This window comes from Nocardioides sp. NBC_00368 (assembly GCF_036090055.1).
Taxonomy (GTDB): Bacteria; Actinomycetota; Actinomycetes; order Propionibacteriales; family Nocardioidaceae; genus Nocardioides.
The window spans coordinates 2,899,895-2,919,087 of sequence record NZ_CP107970.1 but is presented as its reverse complement, the minus strand read 5'-3'; the positions used below and the strand labels follow the sequence as shown (position 1 = coordinate 2,919,087).

Sequence of the window (19,193 nt, the reverse complement as noted above, 5' to 3'; positions counted from 1 at the left end):
CGCGGCAGCAACGATGCCCGGCAGGACGCCGTTTCGGCCGTGTCGCTGGCCGGTGTTCACAAGGAATCCCGGCGAAGCCTGTCGGAGTCGAGCGGTCACAGGAGCGGCGCCAGATGACAAGGTCTGCACCGTGCCACAGGTCTCTCGAATTGCCATCGTCAACCGCGGTGAAGCCGCGATGCGTCTGATCCATGCCGTCCGCGACCTCAACGCGCGGGGATCGTCCGAAGGGACGATCCGCACCATCGCGCTGCACACAGACGTCGACGCCGGAGCGGCGTTCGTACGCGAGGCCGACGAAACCCACCTGCTGGGCGCGGCGGCGGACCGCCCGTACCTCGATCTCGCCGTCCTCGAGCAGGCACTGGTCGCCTCCCGGGCGGACGCCGCCTGGGTCGGCTGGGGCTTCGTCGCCGAGGACCCCGCTTTCGCCGAGCTCTGCGACCGGCTGGGCGTCACCTTCATCGGTCCCAGCGCCGAGGCGATGCGCAAGCTGGGCGACAAGATCGGCTCGAAGCTGATCGCCGAGGAGGTCGGCGTCCCGGTGGCTCCCTGGAGCCGCGGCGGTGTCGACACGCTCGAGGAGGCGCTCGCCAGCGCCGAGGAGATCGGCTACCCGCTCATGCTCAAGGCCACCGCCGGTGGTGGCGGTCGCGGCATCCGGAAGGTCACCTCCGGCGCCGAGCTCGCCGACGCCTACCAGCGCACCAGGGACGAGGCGGAGCGGGCGTTCGGCAGCGGCGTCGTGTTCCTCGAGAAGCTGGTCACCGACGCCCGCCACGTCGAGGTCCAGGTGATCGCCGACGGCCAGGGCACCGCCTGGGCGATCGGCGTACGTGACTGCTCGGTGCAGCGGCGCAACCAGAAGGTCATCGAGGAGTCGTCCTCCCCGCTGCTGACCGATGACCAGGCGGCCGACCTCAAGGCATCGGCCGAGCGACTCGCCAACGCCGTCGGCTACGCCGGCGCCGGCACCGTCGAGTTCCTCTACCACCCGGGTGAGAAGACGTTCGCGTTCCTCGAGGTCAACACCCGCCTCCAGGTCGAGCACCCGATCACCGAGGTCGTGACCGGCACCGATCTGGTCGCGCTGCAGATCCAGGTGGCCTCCGGCGCACCTCTCACCGGCGACCGGCCGTCCGAGCGGGGCCACGCGGTCGAGGCCCGGCTCAACGCCGAGGACCCGGACCGCGACTTCGCACCCGCCCCGGGCCGGATCAGCCGGCTCGAGTTCCCTGCCGGACCGGGCATCCGGGTCGACACCGGGGTGGCGGAGGGCGACACGATCCCCGCCGACTTCGACTCGATGATCGCCAAGGTGATCGCCTGGGGTGCCGACCGCGAGCAGGCCCTGGCGCGGCTGCGCCGGGCGATGGGGGAGACCACCGTCATCATCGACGGCGGTGCGACCAACAAGAGCTTCATCCTCGACCTCCTCGACCAGCCCGAGGTCACCACCGGCAGCCCGACCTGGGCCGACACCGGGTGGATCGACCGGGTGCGCGGGGAGGGGCGGCTGCAGGCCGCCCGGCACGCCGGCGTCGCACTCGTCGCCGCCGCGATCGAGGGTTACGACGAGGCCGAGCGCAGCGAGATCGCCCGCATGCTCCAGACCGCCCAGGGCGGCCGGCCGCAGATCCAGCACGACCCTGCCCGCACCATCGAGCTCAAGCTGCGCGGGGCGACGTACGCCCTGACCGTGCGGCAGTCCGGACCCGCCCGCTACCAGGTCACCATCACCGCCGGGGGAGAGCGGCGCACCCTCACCGCCACCCTCGAGCGGATCGACGAGGTCCACGGCCGGCTCACCGTCGACGGCCACCGCTACCGGCTGGTGACCGCCACCCACGGCCCGGTCCACCTGGTCGAGGTCGACGACGTGATGCACCGGGTCAGCCGCGACGAGGGGGGCATGTTGCGCTCGCCCGCGCCGGCGCTCGTCGTCTCCACCCCGCTCGCCGTCGGCGACGAGGTGGAAGCCGGTCATCCGGTGCTGGTGCTCGAGTCGATGAAGATGGAGACCGCGCTGACCGCGCCGTTCACCGGCCGGGTCAAGGAGCTCCTGGTCCGGGTCGGGAGCCAGGTCGAGACCGCGGCGCCGCTGCTGCGCCTCGAGCCGACCGACGGGGCCGAGGGAGAGCAGGCGAGCAGTGTCAGCCTGGCCGACCTCGATCTGCCTGCGCCGACCACCGAGCCCGGCCGCACCAACGGCGCGCTGGCCGACCTGAGCAGCCTGCTGCTCGGCTACGACGTCGAGGAGGACCAGCGCCCGGTGCTGCTCGCCGCCCACCTGGCCTCCCGCTCCGCCGGTGAGCCCGCCGACACCCTCCGCGCCGAGATGGACCTGCTGGCGCTGTTCACCGACTTCGCCGAGCTCAGCCGCAATCGCCCGGCCGGGGACGAGCCCTCCACCGAGCTGCGTGTGCACAGCTCGCGGGAGTTCTTCCACACCTATCTGCGCAGCCTGGACCCCGACCGGGGCGCGCTCCCGGACCACTTCCGGGACAAGCTGCAGCGGGTGCTCGCGCACTACGGGGTGACCGACCTGGAACGTACGCCGGAGCTCGAGCGCGCGGTGTTCCGCATCTTCCTCGCCCAGCAGCATCCTGCTGACGTCGACGTCGCGATCGGGGTGCTGCAGCGCTGGCTCGGCGACCCGCCGCCGGCCACCGAGGACGCCGCCGCGGTCCGCGCGCTGCTCGAGCGGATGGTGCGCGCCACTCAGCTCCGGTTCGCCGTCGTCGGCGACCTGGCCCGCTCGGTCCGGTTCGGCTGGTTCGACCAGCCGGCGGTCGATGACGAGCGTCGCGCGGTGCTGGAGGGCGTACCGGCCGAGGTCGCCGCGCTCACCGACCAGGACGCTCCCGACCGGGCCGCCCGTATCGACGCGCTCGCGGCCGTGCCCGAGCCGCTGGTCGGCTTCCTCCGCGACCGGCTGGTCGACGGGATTCCCGAGCGGGAGCCGCTGTTGGAGGTGCTGATCCGGCGACACTATCGCGACTACCACCTGCACGACCTGACAGTCACCGGTACTGGGGAGGGCGACGGACGCCCGGTGGCGCATGCCGAGTACGCCACCGACGACAAGGGCGCGACCCGGGTGGTCTCCACCATCGGCGACGTGACCGAGCTCGGCGACCCCGACGGCCCGCTCGCCACCGCCATCACCTCGGCGATGACCTCCGACCACGACGACGTCGTCGAGATCTACCTGCGCTGGACGGGCGCGCCTGCTGATCCGGACCAGGCCTCGGCCGAGCTCGCCACGATGCTGGCCGGGCAGGAGTTCGCCCGCCGGGCCCGCCGCGTCACGATCGCGGTCTGCCATCCCGCGCCGCAGCCGATCGACTACTTCACCTACCGCCACCACGCGGACGGCGCCCCGCACATCCCGACCGCCGAGCTGGTCGAGGACTCGCTGGTCCGGGGCATGCACCCGATGGTCGGTCGCCGGCTCAACCTGTGGCGCCTCAGCGAGTTCGAGGTCACCAGGCTTGCGGCGCCCGACGACGTCCTGCTCTACGAGTGCGTCGCCCGGGCGAACCCCGCCGACCGCCGGCTCGTCGCGGCTGCCCAGGCCCGCCAGCTCGCCGTCGTACGCGACGACGAGGGCCGCGTGATCGCGCTGCCGCACGTGGAGCGTGCCGTGGAGAACTGCCTCGAGGCGATCCGCCGCGTACGCACCGCCCGAGGCCGCGAGGGCACCAAGCTCGACGTCAACCACGTATGGGTGACGGTGTGGCCGGTGGTCGAGGCGGACCTCGACCAGATCACCGCGCTGCAGAACAAGATCACCCCGCTCAGCGAAGGGGCGGGGATCGAGGAGGTCCTCGCCGAGGGCCGCGTGGCGTCTCCGGACGGCGGCGAGCCGACCCGGCTGGCGATCCGCTTCCATGCCCAGCCGGGCGCGGGCGTCGTCGCCGACGTCATCGAGCCACCGACCGAGCCCCTCGCTCCGCTGGACGAGTACGCCGCCAAGGTGCTCCGCGCCCGACGCCGCGGCCTCGTCTACCCCTATGAGCTCCAGCGCGCCCTGGCCGCGGGCGGCACCGTCGTCGAGCACGACCTCGACGACTCCGGCGTGCTCGTGCCGGTCGACCGTGCCCCCGGGCTCAACAAGGCCGGCATCATCGTCGCCGTCGTGACCACCCCGAGCACGCTCTACCCCGAGGGCATCACCCGCGTCGTACTCTGCGGCGACCCGCTCAAGTCGCTCGGCGCGCTCTCGGAGCCCGAGTGTGCCCGGGTGATCGCGGCCATCGACCTCGCCGAGCGGATGAGGGTCCCGCTCGAGTGGTTCGCGGTCTCGGCCGGTGCCCGGATCTCGATGGAGAGCGGCACCGAGAACATGGACTGGGTCGCCGCCGCGCTGCGCCGGATCGTCCAGTTCACCCAAGACGGCGGCGAGATCAACATCGTCGTCGCCGGGATCAACGTCGGCGCCCAGCCCTACTGGAACGCCGAAGCGACGATGCTGATGCACACCAAGGGCATCCTGGTGATGACCCCGGACAGCGCGATGGTGCTCACCGGCAAGCAGTCGCTCGACTTCTCCGGTGGTGTGTCCGCCGAGGACAACCACGGCATCGGCGGCTACGACCGGGTCATGGGCCCGAACGGGCAGGCCCAGTACTGGGTCCCCGACCTGGCCGGCGCCTTCCGGGTGCTCATGGCCCACTACGAGCACACGTACGTTGCCCCCGGCGAGACCGGGCCGCGCCGTGCCCCGACGGCCGACCCGATCGACCGCGACGTGTCGTCCTTCCCGCACGCGGGTGACTTCACCTGCGTCGGCGAGATCTTCTCGGCCGAGCACAACCCCGACCGCAAGCGCCCGTTCGACATCCGCACCGTGATGCGGGCGCTGGCCGACGCCGACCACGAGATGCTCGAGCGGTGGGCCGGCATGGCCGACGCCGACACCGCCGTGGTCGTCGACACCCGTATCGGCGGCTACCCGGTCAGCCTGGTCGGCATCGAGTCCAAGCCGGTGCCGCGCGCCGGCTTCCCTCCGACCGACGGTCCGGACACCTACACCGCGGGCACCCTGTTCCCGCGGTCGTCGAAGAAGGTCGCGCGCGCGATCAACGCGGCCTCGGGCAACCGACCCCTGGTGGTGCTCGCCAACCTGTCCGGCTTCGACGGCTCCCCGGAGTCGATGCGCAACCTGCAGCTCGAGTACGGCGCCGAGATCGGCCGCGCGGTCGTCAACTTCCAGGGCCCGATCGTCTTCTGCGTCATCTCCCGCTACCACGGCGGCGCGTTCGTGGTGTTCTCCAAGCACCTGAACCCGTCGATGACCGTGCTCGCCATCGAGGGCTCGTACGCCTCGGTCCTCGGTGGCGCCCCCGCAGCGGCCGTCGTGTTCGCCGCGGAGGTCGCCAAGCGGGCCGCGGCCGACCCGCGCGTCGCCGTGCTCGAGGAGCGCATCGACCACGCCGAGGACGGTGAACGCGGCGAGCTCGTCGTCGAGCTCGCCGAGCTCCGCGCCCAGCTGCGGGCGGACAAGATCGCCGAGGTCGCCGCCGAGTTCGACGACGTGCACAACATCCACCGCGCCGTCGAGGTCGGCTCGGTCGACGAGGTCATCGCGGCCAGCGACCTGCGGCCCAAGGTGATCGACGTCATCGAACGGGCGTGGGGCAAGGAGTGACGTAGAGTGGGCGAGGGTTCGAGTCTCTTCGTGTCCTTCAAAACATCCTGATCAGAGCCATGTTCGCGGCCTTAATCGAAGGCCACGAACATGGCTCGATCCTTGTGTCGCGCCTTTGGCTCTGGTCTCAAGGCCAGCTGGCAGTCGTCTGGTTGGCCTCGGAAGGCTTCGTCATGAGGAAGAACCACGTCCAGCGCCATCGCGAGGGAGCGTGACGGCTGGCTGACCAAGTACTTCCATCGGGGTACTACGGAACCATCACTGCAAATCCGTTGGAATGACGCAGGGTTTATGGTCCGGAACGCGCGGTACCTTGGCTCCCTGGCTGGCTCTGGGGTCGTGCAAGCATGGCCTTGCCCCGATAGTTTGGTACAGGGCCGGGCACCTGGCCGAGGTGGCGAGCACAGGCTCGGCGACGTATGGTTCGAGCAGCTCATTGCGGGCAGGGTTCTGGTCACCGATGTGGGCAGCGCCCCATTAGGCCCGTGCTCAGCGCCATGCCTTCCAGATGCTTGTGGTTGACCGTGCCAGTGGCGCGCGCGGCGCGGCACCGGGGCACCTTCTCCACCGCGATAGTTGGACGCGTGTTCGCAGATTCGCCAGCACCTGAGGCCATCACCCGTGCGCAGTTCCAACTGAAGTGTGGGAGTGCACTGCCTGCCGTAGGATCGCGTCGGGTAAGGACAGATGCCACAACCTGGGTAATTTGGGTAAAAATCGGGTGGTCGCCGCCGCGCGAAGGTAGCCTTCTCTCCTTGTAGTGAGTGTTGTAGGAGCTTCGCGAGCGTAGGTGCGCGAAACGGAATCGTGAGATTCGCTTGTAGTCCAGGAGGACCCTTCGTGCACGTCAAGTGCTTTCGCGTCGAGAACTTCAGACGTCTGAAGTCTGCGCGTGTTGACCTTGAGTTGGAACGCACCATATTCGTCGGTGCAAACAACAGCGGTAAGACCTCAGCCACTCATCTATTTCAGATGTTCCTTTCGCAGCAACCGCGCGCACCGTTTCAAATTTACGACTTCACGGCAGACTGCTGGGAGATGTTTGAATCATTCGACATCGACAGTGGAGATCCAGATGCGGATCTCCCCAGGATCACGTTCGATCTTTGGTTTGAAGTCGATGACGAAAACTTGCATCGCGTGCTCGACCTGTTACCGAGTCTGGACTGGGAGGGGGAGCCAGTCGGGCTCCGCATGGTGTACGCGCCGAGGGACGGTGCAACGTTGGTTGCGAACTACAAGGAGGCGCGCGCCAAGGCCGAGGCGACCACTGGCGACGTAAATACCTCCTACAAGCCGTGGCCTCAGACCATGGTTGAGTACCTGACCAAGCGGCTCCAGCAAGAGTACGAGATCAGGTATTACGCACTCGACGCCAGCGAGTGTAGCGACGGGCTCGTACCGAATGCCGGATACGAACCCTTCTTCCTCGGTACCCATGCGACCGGGGCATCAAGGATCGTTGATTCGATTATCCGAATCGACTTCCTAAACGCGCAGCGGCACCTGTCCGATGGAGACTCCCACGGCAGGAGTGAGGATCTATCTAAGCGCTTGAGTCGATTCTACGAGCGCAACCTGCAGAAGCTAGACAGTGACATCGACGCACTTGGTGCTATCGCCGACTCGGAAGAACGGCTTAACCAGCATTTCGCCGACGTTTTCGGGCCGACCCTAGAGCGTCTGGGCGAGGTGGGGTACCCGGGCGTAGCCGACCCTGGATTAGTGGTAAAGGCGTCGTTTAACGCGCACGGCATCCTCAGCACAACCGCCAAGGTCCATTACGCTTTACCGGGCAGTATTGGCGCGGGGTCTGGGATCGAGCAGATGCTGCCCGATCAGTATAATGGTCTCGGCTTCAAGAACCTTATCTATATGGTCGTCGAGGTGCTCGACTTCCATCAGGCTTGGGCTGACGCTGAGCAAGATCGTCCGCCGGTCCATCTCGTCGTGATCGAGGAGCCCGAAGCCCACCTGCACGCCCAGTTGCAGCAAGTTTTCATTCGGAAGATCCTCGAAATTCTGCCGAACCCTGAGTCCGACTTCCAGACGCAGTTGGTGGTGACCACTCATTCACCGCACATAATCTACGAGAGCAACTTCAGGCCGATTCGCTACTTCTGTCGCTCCGTAGCGACAAACGGTCTTCACTACAGCGAAGTCAAGAACCTGTCGATGTTCTATGATGACGAGGAAGTTCCGACGCGTGAGTTTCTGCAGCAGTACATCAAACTGACTCACTGCGATCTGTTCTTTGCTGACGCGGCCGTGCTCGTCGAAGGAAACGTGGAGCGACTGTTGTTGCCGCTCGTTATCGAACGCTTTGTGCCCGATCTCCGATCGTGCCACCTGACGATCCTCGAGGTTGGAGGTGCGTTCGCCCATAAGTTTGCGAAGCTCCTCAATTTCCTCAGTTTGCCGGCCCTGGTTATCACGGACTTGGACAGCGTCGCCCTTCCCGCCCCAACTGGCGACGAGGAAAAGGATGCCAAGCGCCGCCTATCCTCCTGCTCTACTGACACCCCGGGAGCTGTAACGTCGAACCAAACGCTTAAGCAATGGCTTCCGAAGATTGATGTGATTGACGAGTTGCTGGCTGCCGGTATTGAGCTGAAGGCGCCGGCGGGTGCCGACGGCAGCCCTGGACTGGTTTGCGTTGCTTACCAGACCAAGGAGACCGTTTCATGGCAGGATGCCGCCGAGGATCGAGCGGGCAGAACCCTTGAGGAAGCGTTCGCCCTCCAGAATCTCGATTGGACCCAGAGTGTCGACGGCGACGGGCTGGGTCTGCGCATCGACAAGGCATCGCAACTCTCAATCGAGGAGTTGCACAAGGAACTCTTCAAGCGCGTCAAGGGCTCGCAGTTCGACAAAACCGCGTTCGCCTTGAGCGTCATCGCAGCGGCTGAGCGGAGCTGGAACTCCCCCGCCTACCTCGTGGATGGGCTGACGTGGCTGCGTCAGCAACTCGAGCTTGTCGTCCCCGACGAACCTGCCATTCAGGCGGCTGAAGAATCGGTCGTCGAATGACATCGAGGGTCAACACACCGGACACTGACGCGGACCGCCAGATCAGAGAGATCCTCGACCTGGATCAGCTGATCGGGTTCACCGTTGTGGCTGGTGCGGGATCAGGCAAGACCACGTCCCTAGTTAAAGCACTTGCTCACGTGACGAGCACGCGTGGGTCGTCACTGCTCGCAAAGACCCAACGCGTCGCGTGCATTACCTATACCGAGATTGCCGCCAAGGAGATCCATGAGGAGATCGGCAACGATCCGCTCGCTTCCGTATCCACGATCCATAGCTTCCTCTGGTCATTGGCGAAGCCCTTCCAAAAGGATGTCGGCGCGTGGGTCACGGCTCGCATTGACGAACAGATCGAAGACCTGCTCGAAAAGCAGGCGAACTATGGGCCCGGGACTCGCCAAACGACAAAAAACAACGATGCGGCTGATCTCGAAAAGCGTCGGCATCAACAGGCTGCGGTCAAGCATGTGAAGCACTGGAGATATGGCGTGGGCGCCGATTACGCCCGCGGTGTCGTTGGTCATGCGGACGTCATCAAGATGGTGCCGGAGATGATCCTCGAACGGAAGCTCTTGGCGCAACTGGTGGGGCGTCAGTTTCCGTTCATCTTTGTCGATGAGAGCCAGGACACGTTCCCCGAGGTAGTGCAGGCCCTAAAGCACATCTGGTCGCTCGCGGACGGCAAGTTGTGTCTCGCATTCTTCGGTGACCCGATGCAGCAGATCTATCAGCAGGGCGTCGTGGCGGTGCCCCTGGAGCCCGGGTGGGTCAACGTAGATAAGCCGCAGAACTTTCGGTCCTCCCGTCGGGTCCTGGCTTGTGTCAATGCCGTACGTTCCGAAGGTGACTCCCTCCAACAGGTGACCGGTCTCAAGGAGCAATCCCGCGGCGAGGCATTTTGTTTCGTTCTGCCATCAGATGACCAGCGTAACGACCGACTCGAGATCGTCCGCTCCTGGCTCGACAAGCACAGCACCTCGGGAAACTGGACACGCAGCGCACACCAGGGCGGGTCGAAAATCCTGATGATCGTGCATCGGATGGCCGCCAAGAGACTCGGATTTGAGGCCTTGTACGCGGCGTTCAACGACTCTAGATCCAGTAGCCTCAAGCAGGCATTTGAAGAGGGTAACGCTTGGCCCCTAACGCCTTTCAGAGACGTGATCTTGCCGCTCTGCCTGGCCAAGGAGCCGAGCTCATCGGCGGTACTGGCTGTCCTGCGTAAGAGCAGTCCGTTGGTCCGATCTGCGCAAGCAGCCCGGAAAGTCAAGGTTGCGTTGACGTCCAGCAAAGAAGCTGTCGAGGAGTTGCGACAGATCGCACGGAACCCAAGAGAAGCGAAGCTGGGCGATCTTCTTCGACTAGCGGCGAGGCGTGAGCTCATTGAGCTTGACCCGCGCATGGACGCCTATCTGAATCCAGAGGGGGAACACGGCGATGTGGTTCTCGACGAACGGGTAATTAGCGCGCTGGACGCTATGTCCGAGTGCGTCCTGTCTGAACTAGAGGGCTACTACACGTACGTGAAGCAGGAGTCGCCATACTCGACCCAACACGGTACGAAGGGCTCCGAGTTCGAGCGGGTGATTGTCGTTCTCGACGATGAGGAGGGTCGCTACTCCCTCTATTCGTACGACAAGCTTCTCGGGCTCAAAGACTTGTCGGCAGCCGACATCGCGAACCAGTCAAAGGGTGAGGACTCGGCCATCGAACGCACACGGAGGCTCCTATACGTCTGCGTGTCGCGGGCTCGTGAGTCTCTTGCGGTGGTTCTGTTCGCTGCTGACGTCAATCGCGCCGTTGAGGCGGTGCGCCGATCTGCCCTCGGTCAGCATGTTGAAATCCTGACCCTTAATGACCTTTCAATTCGACTCTGACCTCGAATTCGGTTGGACCGCGGCTCGCCCACGCCGGCTTTGTAGATGCATGGACAAGCCGCCATCCTCACGGCTTCCTCGGACGAGCCAGAAGCACCGTGCTCGGGTGCGTCATGCTCTTCCTTCTTGTCGTACACGGCCCGCGCACGAATCATCCATTGGGATTCGGCGCCGGCGTGGAATCGCAAGATGTTCAGTGTCGCAGTTCGAGCCCTGATTCTCCCTATGTCCTGGCCTCTGTTGGGGCGCTAGTACCCCCATACCCGTCGTCGGGATAGTGCTTAATGTCTCGTCGCAAATGCTCCGCGTATCGGGTGTGCTTGGGCGGCCAATTGCTCGACCGGCTTTTTAGCTTCAACCTTAAGGCTCTCGCCTACGGCTGGAACTCATACGGGAGCCATGCCCCCGGTCGTGATCGGAACGAATCGGGTCAAGAGGGCGCTCTACCCCGGGCCGATATCGTTGGCATTCGTCGGAATCGGTGCCCGAATCCGAAGTCTTCGGACCGAGATCCTGCGACTACTGCGCGGCCCAGCTTCCGGAACGGGGAGCCAATGTCTTCGAGGACGCCAAGGGCCCCGCGAGCGCGGCAGCCGAGCCTCGCACCGACGCGCGTCAATCCGGCCGAACTGACGAATCCAAAGGCTGGCTGAGGTCAGGGGCGATGAGTGTTGGTCGAGGCGAGCACGTTTCGGGTGATGGTGTTTCAACCACCGCCGATGCCGGGCGTATTGGCGGTGCTGCACACCCACCCTGATGCCGTCGGGCTAGAGGATCAGGCTCCCTTGTCGCGGAACACGTCGGAGAGCGGGTCGGCCTCGAAGTAGGCGGTCTTGATCTTCAGCCACTCGCCGCTGAGGACCATGTCCTTCAGGACCTCGTCGATCTGCGCCTTGCGCTGGTCGCCGGAGCGGATGACGAAGCCGATCGGGGCGTTGTCGACCGGGTAGACGATCGGCTCCTCCAGGACGATGGGTGCGCCCTTGATGATCGACTGCGCGTAAGGAGCTCCGTGGAACAGCGCGTCCGCTTCGCCTCGCTCGATCAGGTCGACGGCGGCGCCCACGTTCGGGGCCTTGACGATCTGGACGTCGTGGTACTTGTCCCGCAGGTAGGACTCCTGGATGGCACCGTCGACGACGGCGATCCTCTTCCCGTCGACGTCGCGGCGTCTCCGGATGGTCGATCCCTCGGGGGTGAGGAAGGCGACGTACGTCGAGAAGTACGGCGCGCTGAAGTCGAACTCGCGCTCGAGCACCGAGGTGTTCGTGACCTGGGCCCCGATCATGTCGATCTTTCCCGCTCGCAGGGCCGGGAAGAGTTCGTTGAAGTCCATCGCCACGAACTCGGGCTCGAGGCCCATGCCTTCGGCGACGCTGCGCGCCATCTCGTAGTCGAAGCCCTTGGCCGAGCCGTCCTCGCTCTTGAAGTAGACCGGTTCGGTGCTGTCGACACCGATCCGGAGGGTGTTGCTGCTGCCGACCGCGGCGCTGGCCTTGTCGGTGGCGGTCGGCGTGGACTGCGAGAAGTATCCGCTGAAGGCGATCGCGCCTAGGAGGACCACTGCGCCGGCGACGACCAACTTGATCTGGTTCATGTGGGGGATCCTGTGGCTGGGGGCGGAGGCACCTGCCGATGGCTGGCATGCAGGCCCGAGCGGTGAGGCGTGAACCAGACAACCGGACGCTTACGTCACGTGGAACGTGGCTCGACCAACACGGTGCAAACGGTCGGTGAATCCCGGGGGCCGCGGCAACCGACCGCTACAGCCGCCCCGGGGTCACCGCGTCGCGACCAGGTGCACGATGACCAGGTCGTCGGCCTCCAGCAGAGGAGCGATGATGCCGACCTCGTCGAGCAGCCGGCCGCTCATCACCGCACCGCCGTCGTACCAGGCGGGTCGGGGGCGGTCCTTGGGCGACACCGAAAGAGGCACCGGCGTCACCCGGTACGCAGCCTCCGGGATCAGCCCGGGGAACCGGATGCGGCCCGCCGGCTGGCCCAGGGTGTGGTCGAGCGCCGACACCCGGAACAGTGCCTCGCGCCCGTCGGGGGCGACCACGCCATCCAGCTGGAGGCCGTCGTGCCAGGTGTCCGCCCGCACGACCCGGCCGGAGTGGAGCAGCCCACGGAACCGCTTGTGCAGCGCGATCCAGGCCCGGAGCTCCTCGCGGCCCGCGTCCGACATCGTGGTGAGGTCCCACTCGACCCCGAGATGCCCCCAGATGGCGGTGCCGGCACGGAAACGCAGGGTGTGCTGACGTCCGGTGGTGTGGTCGGTGCCCGATCCGACGTGGGTGCCCATCAGCTCGGGCGGGAGGGTCAGCCCGGTCCACCGGACCAGACGGTGCCCTTCGTGCGCGTCGATGCAGTCGGAGACCCAGGCCCGGTCGGTCCGCTCGAGGACTCCCAGGTCGAGGCGGCCGCCGCCGCCGCAGCAGGACTCGATCTCGAGCCCCGGATGCTCGGCACGGAGTGCGTCCATCAGCCGATAGGCCGCGAGTGTCTGCCGGTGGACGGCGGGCCGGTGGTCGCGGCCGCGGCCCGCGCCGGTAAGCGCGCGGTTGTGGTCCCACTTGATGTAGGCGATGTCGTAGCGGGCCACCAGCGCCGAGATCTGGCCGAACACGTGGTCCCAGGCGTCCGGGTTCGAGAGGTCGAGGACGTGCTGGTTGCGCGAGCTGATGCCGGGACCGGCGTGGGTGCCGAGGATCCACTCGGGATGCTCCCGGGCCACGTCGGAGTCGAGGCTGACCATCTCGGGCTCGAACCACATCCCGAACTCCATGCCCAGGCCCTGCACGGTCTTCACCAGCGGAGTGAGGCCGTCCGGGAACACGTCCTCGTCCACCACCCAGTCGCCCAGCGAGCTCGTCGCGTCGCGCCGCCCCTTGAACCAGCCGTCGTCGAGGACGTACCGCTCGACGCCCAGCTCGGCAGCACGCTCGGCGAGCTCGATCAGCTTCTCCATGTCCATGTCGAAGTAGACCGCCTCCCAGGTGTTGAGGAGCACGGGTCGCTCGCGCCGCGGGTGCACGTCGCGTGCCCGCAGGTGCTCGTGGAAGCGGCCGGAGAAGGCATCGAGCCCCTCGCCCCAGGAGGCGTAGAGCCAGGGCGAGGCATAGGTCTCGTCGTGGCCCAGCACGATCTCGCCGGGCATGAGCAGCTCGCCTCCGCGCAGCAGTCTCCAGCCGGTGAAGGAGTTCTCGGCGCAGAGCACCTGGTTGCCGCTCCAGCCGAGGTGGACGCCCCACACCCGACCGGCGCGGAAGCCGAACCCGGACCGGCCGGCACACAGCACGGTGGCGGAGTCATGGCCGGGACGACCGCCCCAGGCCTCGCGTACGTGCTGTCCCTGGGTGAACGCGTGGCGCTGCGGGGTGCGCTCGTGGGCGTGCCGTCCGGCCATGCCCAGGAGCTCGTCGGCCTCGGCCGGCACCGGCAGGGCCGGCTCGAGCAGCGTCACCTCGTACGGCGTCTCCGCCAGGTTCCGTACGCAGGCCCGCAGGCGCAGCAGACCGTTCCCGAACAGCTCGATCTCGGTGGTCACCTCCACGCCGGCCGGCCTGTCCAGCGCGACGCTGGTGAGCCGGGTGCAGTCGGTCGACTCGGTGACCATGTGGTCGACCAGGTCGAAGGTGAGCGCCCAGGCCTGGCCGTCTCGGCTGCCCAGCAGACCCGGACGACCCACCCAGCCACTGGTCTGCTGCGGCAGCACGGAGGCCCATGAGTGCTGGTAGATCGGCCCGTCGAGGCTCGGCATCTCCAGCGAGCGCAGGAGATCCGGTACGTGCTCGGCCGCCGTCTCGCCGAGGTCCGGTCCCCAGTGGAGGATGCAGGGGAGCTCGGTGCTGTCCAGCCGCACCACCAGGCTGGTGTCGCCGCGGCGGAGGTGCACGCCGCGGGTCGCGTGGGACGCGTGGGTCATCGGACTCCTCGTCATTCGGTGGTACGTCGGGTCAGCCGAGCCGGGCGCCCGGACGTGCTTCGACGACCGTCCAGGACTCCGGGGGCAGGACCAGCGAGAGTGTGTCGCCCGAGCCGTAGGAGAGGTCGGTCGCGGTGAGCACGGCGTTCGACCCCGCGGGGTCACCGGCCGTGAGGGAGCGCGCGGAAGGCGCGACCTCTGCCGTGAGCCCGCGGAGATCGAGACAGGTTTCGGTCGGGGCGGGGGAGCGGTTGGTCAGAAAGACGGACCACGCGCCCGTGTCCGGGTCGTGGGTGGCGGCGGCGGTGACGGTCGGGACCTCGCCGTACCGGTCGGTCGGGAGCGTCGCGCAGTCCACCTCGGCGGCCAGGACGACACCACGCGCGGCGGCCGCGACAGCGGCGAACGGGTGGAAGGTCGGCTGCCGCCAGGCGGCGCCGCCCGGCTCGGTGCGGATCGGGGCGATCACGTTGACGAGCTGGGCCTGGCAGGCGATCCGCACCCGGTCGGCGTGGTTGAGCAGAGAGATCAGCAGGTCGCCGACCACCACGGCGTCGAGGGCGCTGTAGTCGTCCTCGAGCAGCCGACCCGCCTCGGTGATCTGCGGCAGCCCCTCGTCGTTGAACCGCGACTGGTACCAGACGTTCCACTCGTCGAACGCGATGCCGATCCGCTTGCTGCTGTGCTTGCGCGCGGCGACCGCGTCGATGGTCGCGACGACACCGTCGATGAACGCGTCCATGTCCGCACCGGAGGCCAGGAAGCTGCGCCGGTCGCCGTCCCGCTCCTCGTAGTAGGCGTGCATGGAGATGTGATCGACGACGTCCCACGCGTGCTCGAGCACCTCCGACTCCCAGTAGCCGAAGGTCGGCATGGTGTGGTTGGAGCTGCCGCAGGCGACCAGCTCGATGGTGGGATCGACCAGCTTCATCGCCTTGCCGGCCTCGGCGGCCAGCTGTCCGTACTCCGCGGCGGACCGGTGGCCGATCTGCCAGGGGCCGTCCATCTCGTTGCCGAGGCACCACAGGCCGACGCCGTACGGCTGCTCGCGGCCGTGGTGCCGGCGCAGGTCCGACCAGTGCGTGCCGGAGGGCAGGTTGCAGTACTCGACGAGATCGGCGGCGGCCTGGATCCCGCGGGTGCCCAGGTTGACCGCCATCATCGGGGTCAGCCGGTTGCGCTCCGCCCAGGCGAGGAAGTCGTCGGTGCCGACCTGGTTGCTCTCGATCGAGCGCCAGGCGAGGTCGAGCCGTCGCGGCCGCTCCTCGCGCGGGCCGATGCCGTCCTCCCAGTGGTAGCCGGAGACGAAGTTGCCACCCGGGTAGCGGACCAGCGTCGGGCCGAGCTCGCCGACCAGCTCAGCGACGTCGCGCCGAAAGCCGTGCTCGTCGGCCGACGGGTGCCCCGGTTCGTAGATCCCGGTGTAGACGCACCGCCCCATGTGCTCGACGAAGCTGCCGAACAGGCGGGGGTCGAGCGGGCCTCGGTCACGCTGCTGATCCAGCCGGACGCGTGCGGGCCGGGTCGTGCCGGTCATCGGGCGGCCCGGGTGAACACGGCCACCCCGAAGCCCGCCAGCTCGGCGTCGCCGCGATCGGCATCCGAGGAGAACACCGGCTCGCCGAGGTCGCCCGGCTCTCCGAGGTCGACCACGTCGTCGGTCCGGTTGACCAGGAACCAGAACTCCCTCTCGCCGTCCGTACGGATGGCGAGCTCCACCCGGCCGCGAAGCGCCTCGGGCAGCTCGCTGTCCACCCCGGCGGCCTCCAGCAGTCGGGCCAGGAGCGGCTCGAGACCATCGGCACCCAGCCGGGTGGAGACGTACGTCGCCGAGCCGGCGCCGACCGCTCGTCGGGTCACTGCCGGACGGCCCGCCTGCAGACCGGTCTTGTACGTGGCGAGGATCTGTGTGTCGGGTGCCGTCGCGGTGATCCTGTCGGTCCACAGCGTCCCGACACCGCCGTCGTCGAGAACGACCTCGGCGCCGTCCAAGAGCGGCCCGAACTCCTCGATGCGAATGCCGAGCAGGTCGCGCAGCGCACCGGGGTGGCCGCCCGCCAACACGTGGTTGTTCTCGTCCACGACGCCGGAGAAGTAGGTCGTGATCAGGTGGCCACCTCGGGCGACGAACTCCCTCAGCCGGTCGGCGGTCGCGGCCGGCATCACGTGCACCACCGGCGCCACCACCACGTCGTACCCGTCGAGCAGCGCGCCGACGGGCAGGACGTCGGCCCGGACGCCGAGCGCGAGGAACGCGGCGTACCAGTCGAGCGCCTCCGCCCGATGGCTCACCGAGGAGCTCGGGTTGGCTTCCAGGTCGAGGGTCCACGACGACTCGATGTCGAAGAGGATCGCGGCCCGGGCCTGCTGCCGCCGCGACCCGACGACGGGGGCGAGCCGCTCGAGGTGCTCGCCCAGTCGGACCACCGTCCGGAAGACGTCGCTGTCCTCGCCGGCATGGGGCACCATCGCCGAGTGGTACTTCTCCGCGCCGGCCACGGACTGCCGCCACTGGAAGAAGCAGACGGCGTCCGCACCGTGCGCCACGTGCGTGAGCGAGTCCCGCACCAGCGCACCGTCCGCCTTGGGCGGGTTGATCCCACGCCAGTTGACCGCACTGGTCGAGTGCTCCATCAGGAACCACGGCTCACCGCCGGCGATGCCGCCGGTCAGGTTGGCCGAGAACGACAGCTCGTCGCGGGCGCGGTCGTCGACCAGCACGTAGTGGTCGTTGGAGACGAAGTCGACCTCGGCCGCCCAGTCGGCGTAGTCGATGCCGGTGAAGTTGTCCATCACCATGAAGTTCGTGGTCACCGGTACGTCGGGGGTCAGCCGGTCGAGGATCTCCCGCTCGGCGCGCAGGTAGTCCTTGAGCGCGTCGGAGCAGAACCTCTTGAAGTCGAGCTGGTGCGTCGGGTTCGGGATGGTGGGCGTCAGCCGCGGCGGCAGCACCTGGCTCCAGTCGCTGTAGCGCTGCGACCAGAAGGCGGTGCCCCAGGCGTGGTTGAGCCCGTCGAGGTCGCCGTACCGCTGCGACAGCCAGGTGCGGAAGGCCGCCGCGGCGTCGTCGGAGTAGTCGTAGAGGTTGTGGCACCCGAGCTCGTTGGAGACGTGCCAGGCGGCGAGCGCCGGGTGGTGGGCGTACCGGCTCGCGACCGTCTCGACGACCGCCAGCGCGTGCTGCCGGAACACCGGTGACGTCGGCCGCCAGTGCTGCCGAGCGCCCGGCCACAGGGTCTCGCCGGTGCGCGTGACCGGCAGGATCTCCGGGTGTGCGGCGCTCAACCAGGGTGGCGGCGAGGCGGTCGCGGTGGCGAGGTCGACGGCGATGCCGTGGGCGTGCAGGAGGTTCATCACCTCGTCGAGCCAGGCGAAGTCCCAGGTGTCCGCGGTCGGTTGTAGGCGGGCCCAGGAGAAGATCCCGAGGGAGACGATGTTGACCCCCGCCTGACGCATCAGCCGGACGTCCTCGTCCCACACCTCCCGGCTCCACTGGTCGGGGTTGTAGTCGGCCCCGAAGCCGAGCGGTCCGCGAGCGTTCTCGGTCGCGAGCGGCTCGGGCCAGCGCACCCACCGGTGCGATCGCCGGCTCATGCGGTCGTCCCGCGGGGCGCGGCGGTGCTGGCGCGGACGACCAGCCGGGGCGGCACCAGGACCTCCTGGTGCTCGTGCTCACCGGACTGGATCTGCCGGATCAGGGCATCGACCGCGCCCCGGCCGACCTCGTCGAACGACTGGTGAACGGTGGTCAACGGCGGCCAGAAGTACGCCGCCTCCTCCATGTCGTCGAAGCCGACGACACTGACGTCGTCGGGGACCCGGCGACCGCGCTCGTGCAGGGCTCTCAGCAGTCCCAGGGCCATCTGGTCGTTCGCGGTGAACACCGCGGTCACCTCCTCGTTGTCGGCCAGCCGGAGGCCGGCCTCGTAGCCGCTTGCGGTCGACCAGTCGCCCGGCAGCACCGGTGGCACCGTTCGGCCGTGGGCCTCGAGCGTCCCCTGCCACGATGCCCGGCGGCGCCGTGCGGAGTAGGACAGCTCGGGCCCGCCGACGTGCCAGACGGTCTCGTGCCCGAGGTCGAGCAGATGCTCGGTGGCCAACCGTGCGCCGTGGGCCTGGTCGTTGTCGACGATCGGGTAGTCGTACTGAGCGCTCGAGTCGACCACGACCACCGGCAGTCCCTCCGGCACGGCGACGCCGTCGAGCCGGTGCGTCTCGACCTGGATGATGATGCCGTCCACCGCCTGCTCGCCGAGCTGGTCGAACGCCGCTCGGACGGCGTCCTGGGTGGCATCCAGCACCGGCAGCAGGTTGATGGCGTAGCCGGTCTCGGTGGCGGCGGCCGCGATCGCGTCGAGGGTGTGGGTGGTGCCGACGCTGGAGAGCTCGAACGCGATCACGCCGATGCTCTGGAAGCGTCCGCTGCGCAGCGCCCGCGCAGCCCGGTTGGGCCGGTAGCCGACCTCGCGCATCGCGGACAGCACCCGCTCCCGGGTGGCGGGGTCGACATAACGGGCGCCGTTGGCGACCCGTGAGACCGTCTGTCCCGAGACCCCGGCGATCCGAGCGACGTCGGCCTGGGAGGCCCCTCGCCGTGTCACTGGTCCCGCGGCCGTGCTGTCTGTCGCCATGGGCCGAATAATCCTTCCGCCAACCTGTTGACGTCAACATGTGTCGTACGTCACTGTACATGTTGACGTTAACA

At 67.6% G+C, this 19,193-nt stretch carries 8 protein-coding genes; 3 read left to right on the top strand and 5 right to left on the bottom strand.

All coding sequences use genetic code 11. The features are described 5' to 3' along the window. Nucleotides 1-130: 130 nt before the first annotated feature. From OG984_RS13950 to OG984_RS13940, 3 genes are all read left to right on the top strand, one after another. Entirely contained in the window at nucleotides 131-5,653 is a 5,523-nt protein-coding gene (locus OG984_RS13950; protein ID WP_328532149.1) for an ATP-binding protein, read from the top strand. An 840-nt stretch (nucleotides 5,654-6,493) separates the two neighbouring features. After that, complete coding sequence (locus OG984_RS13945) at nucleotides 6,494-8,683, top strand: ATP-dependent nuclease (protein WP_328532148.1); 2,190 nt, start codon at nucleotides 6,494-6,496, stop codon at nucleotides 8,681-8,683. Continuing rightward, nucleotides 8,680-10,560, top strand: coding sequence for a UvrD-helicase domain-containing protein (locus OG984_RS13940; RefSeq protein ID WP_328532147.1), 1,881 nt, complete (start codon nucleotides 8,680-8,682; stop codon nucleotides 10,558-10,560). The genes OG984_RS13945 and OG984_RS13940 overlap by 4 nt, the downstream gene beginning before the upstream one ends. Nucleotides 10,561-11,335: 775 nt before the next feature. Here OG984_RS13940 and OG984_RS13935 read toward each other — a convergent pair. The 5 genes from OG984_RS13935 to OG984_RS13915 all read right to left on the bottom strand — a co-directional run bounded on the left by OG984_RS13935 (nucleotide 11,336) and on the right by OG984_RS13915 (nucleotide 19,119). After that, nucleotides 11,336-12,157: a substrate-binding periplasmic protein gene (locus tag OG984_RS13935; protein WP_328532146.1), complete on the bottom strand. Its 822-nt coding sequence runs from the start codon at nucleotides 12,155-12,157 to the stop codon at nucleotides 11,336-11,338. A 183-nt stretch (nucleotides 12,158-12,340) separates the two neighbouring features. Beyond that, nucleotides 12,341-14,488, bottom strand: a complete 2,148-nt coding sequence (locus OG984_RS13930) for an alpha-galactosidase (protein WP_328532145.1) — start codon at nucleotides 14,486-14,488, stop codon at nucleotides 12,341-12,343. A gap of 31 nt (nucleotides 14,489-14,519) precedes the next feature. Further along, nucleotides 14,520-16,025: an arabinosylfuranosidase ArfA gene (arfA, locus tag OG984_RS13925; RefSeq protein ID WP_328532144.1), complete on the bottom strand. Its 1,506-nt coding sequence runs from the start codon at nucleotides 16,023-16,025 to the stop codon at nucleotides 14,520-14,522. Beyond that, nucleotides 16,022-18,082, bottom strand: coding sequence for a beta-galactosidase (locus OG984_RS13920; RefSeq protein ID WP_328532143.1), 2,061 nt, complete (start codon nucleotides 18,080-18,082; stop codon nucleotides 16,022-16,024). Before OG984_RS13920 ends, arfA begins: the two co-directional genes overlap by 4 nt. Continuing rightward, on the bottom strand, nucleotides 18,079-19,119 hold the full coding sequence (locus OG984_RS13915; protein WP_328532142.1) for a LacI family DNA-binding transcriptional regulator: 1,041 nt from the start codon (nucleotides 19,117-19,119) through the stop codon (nucleotides 18,079-18,081). Before OG984_RS13915 ends, OG984_RS13920 begins: the two co-directional genes overlap by 4 nt. Between the last annotated feature and the right edge of the window lie 74 nt (nucleotides 19,120-19,193).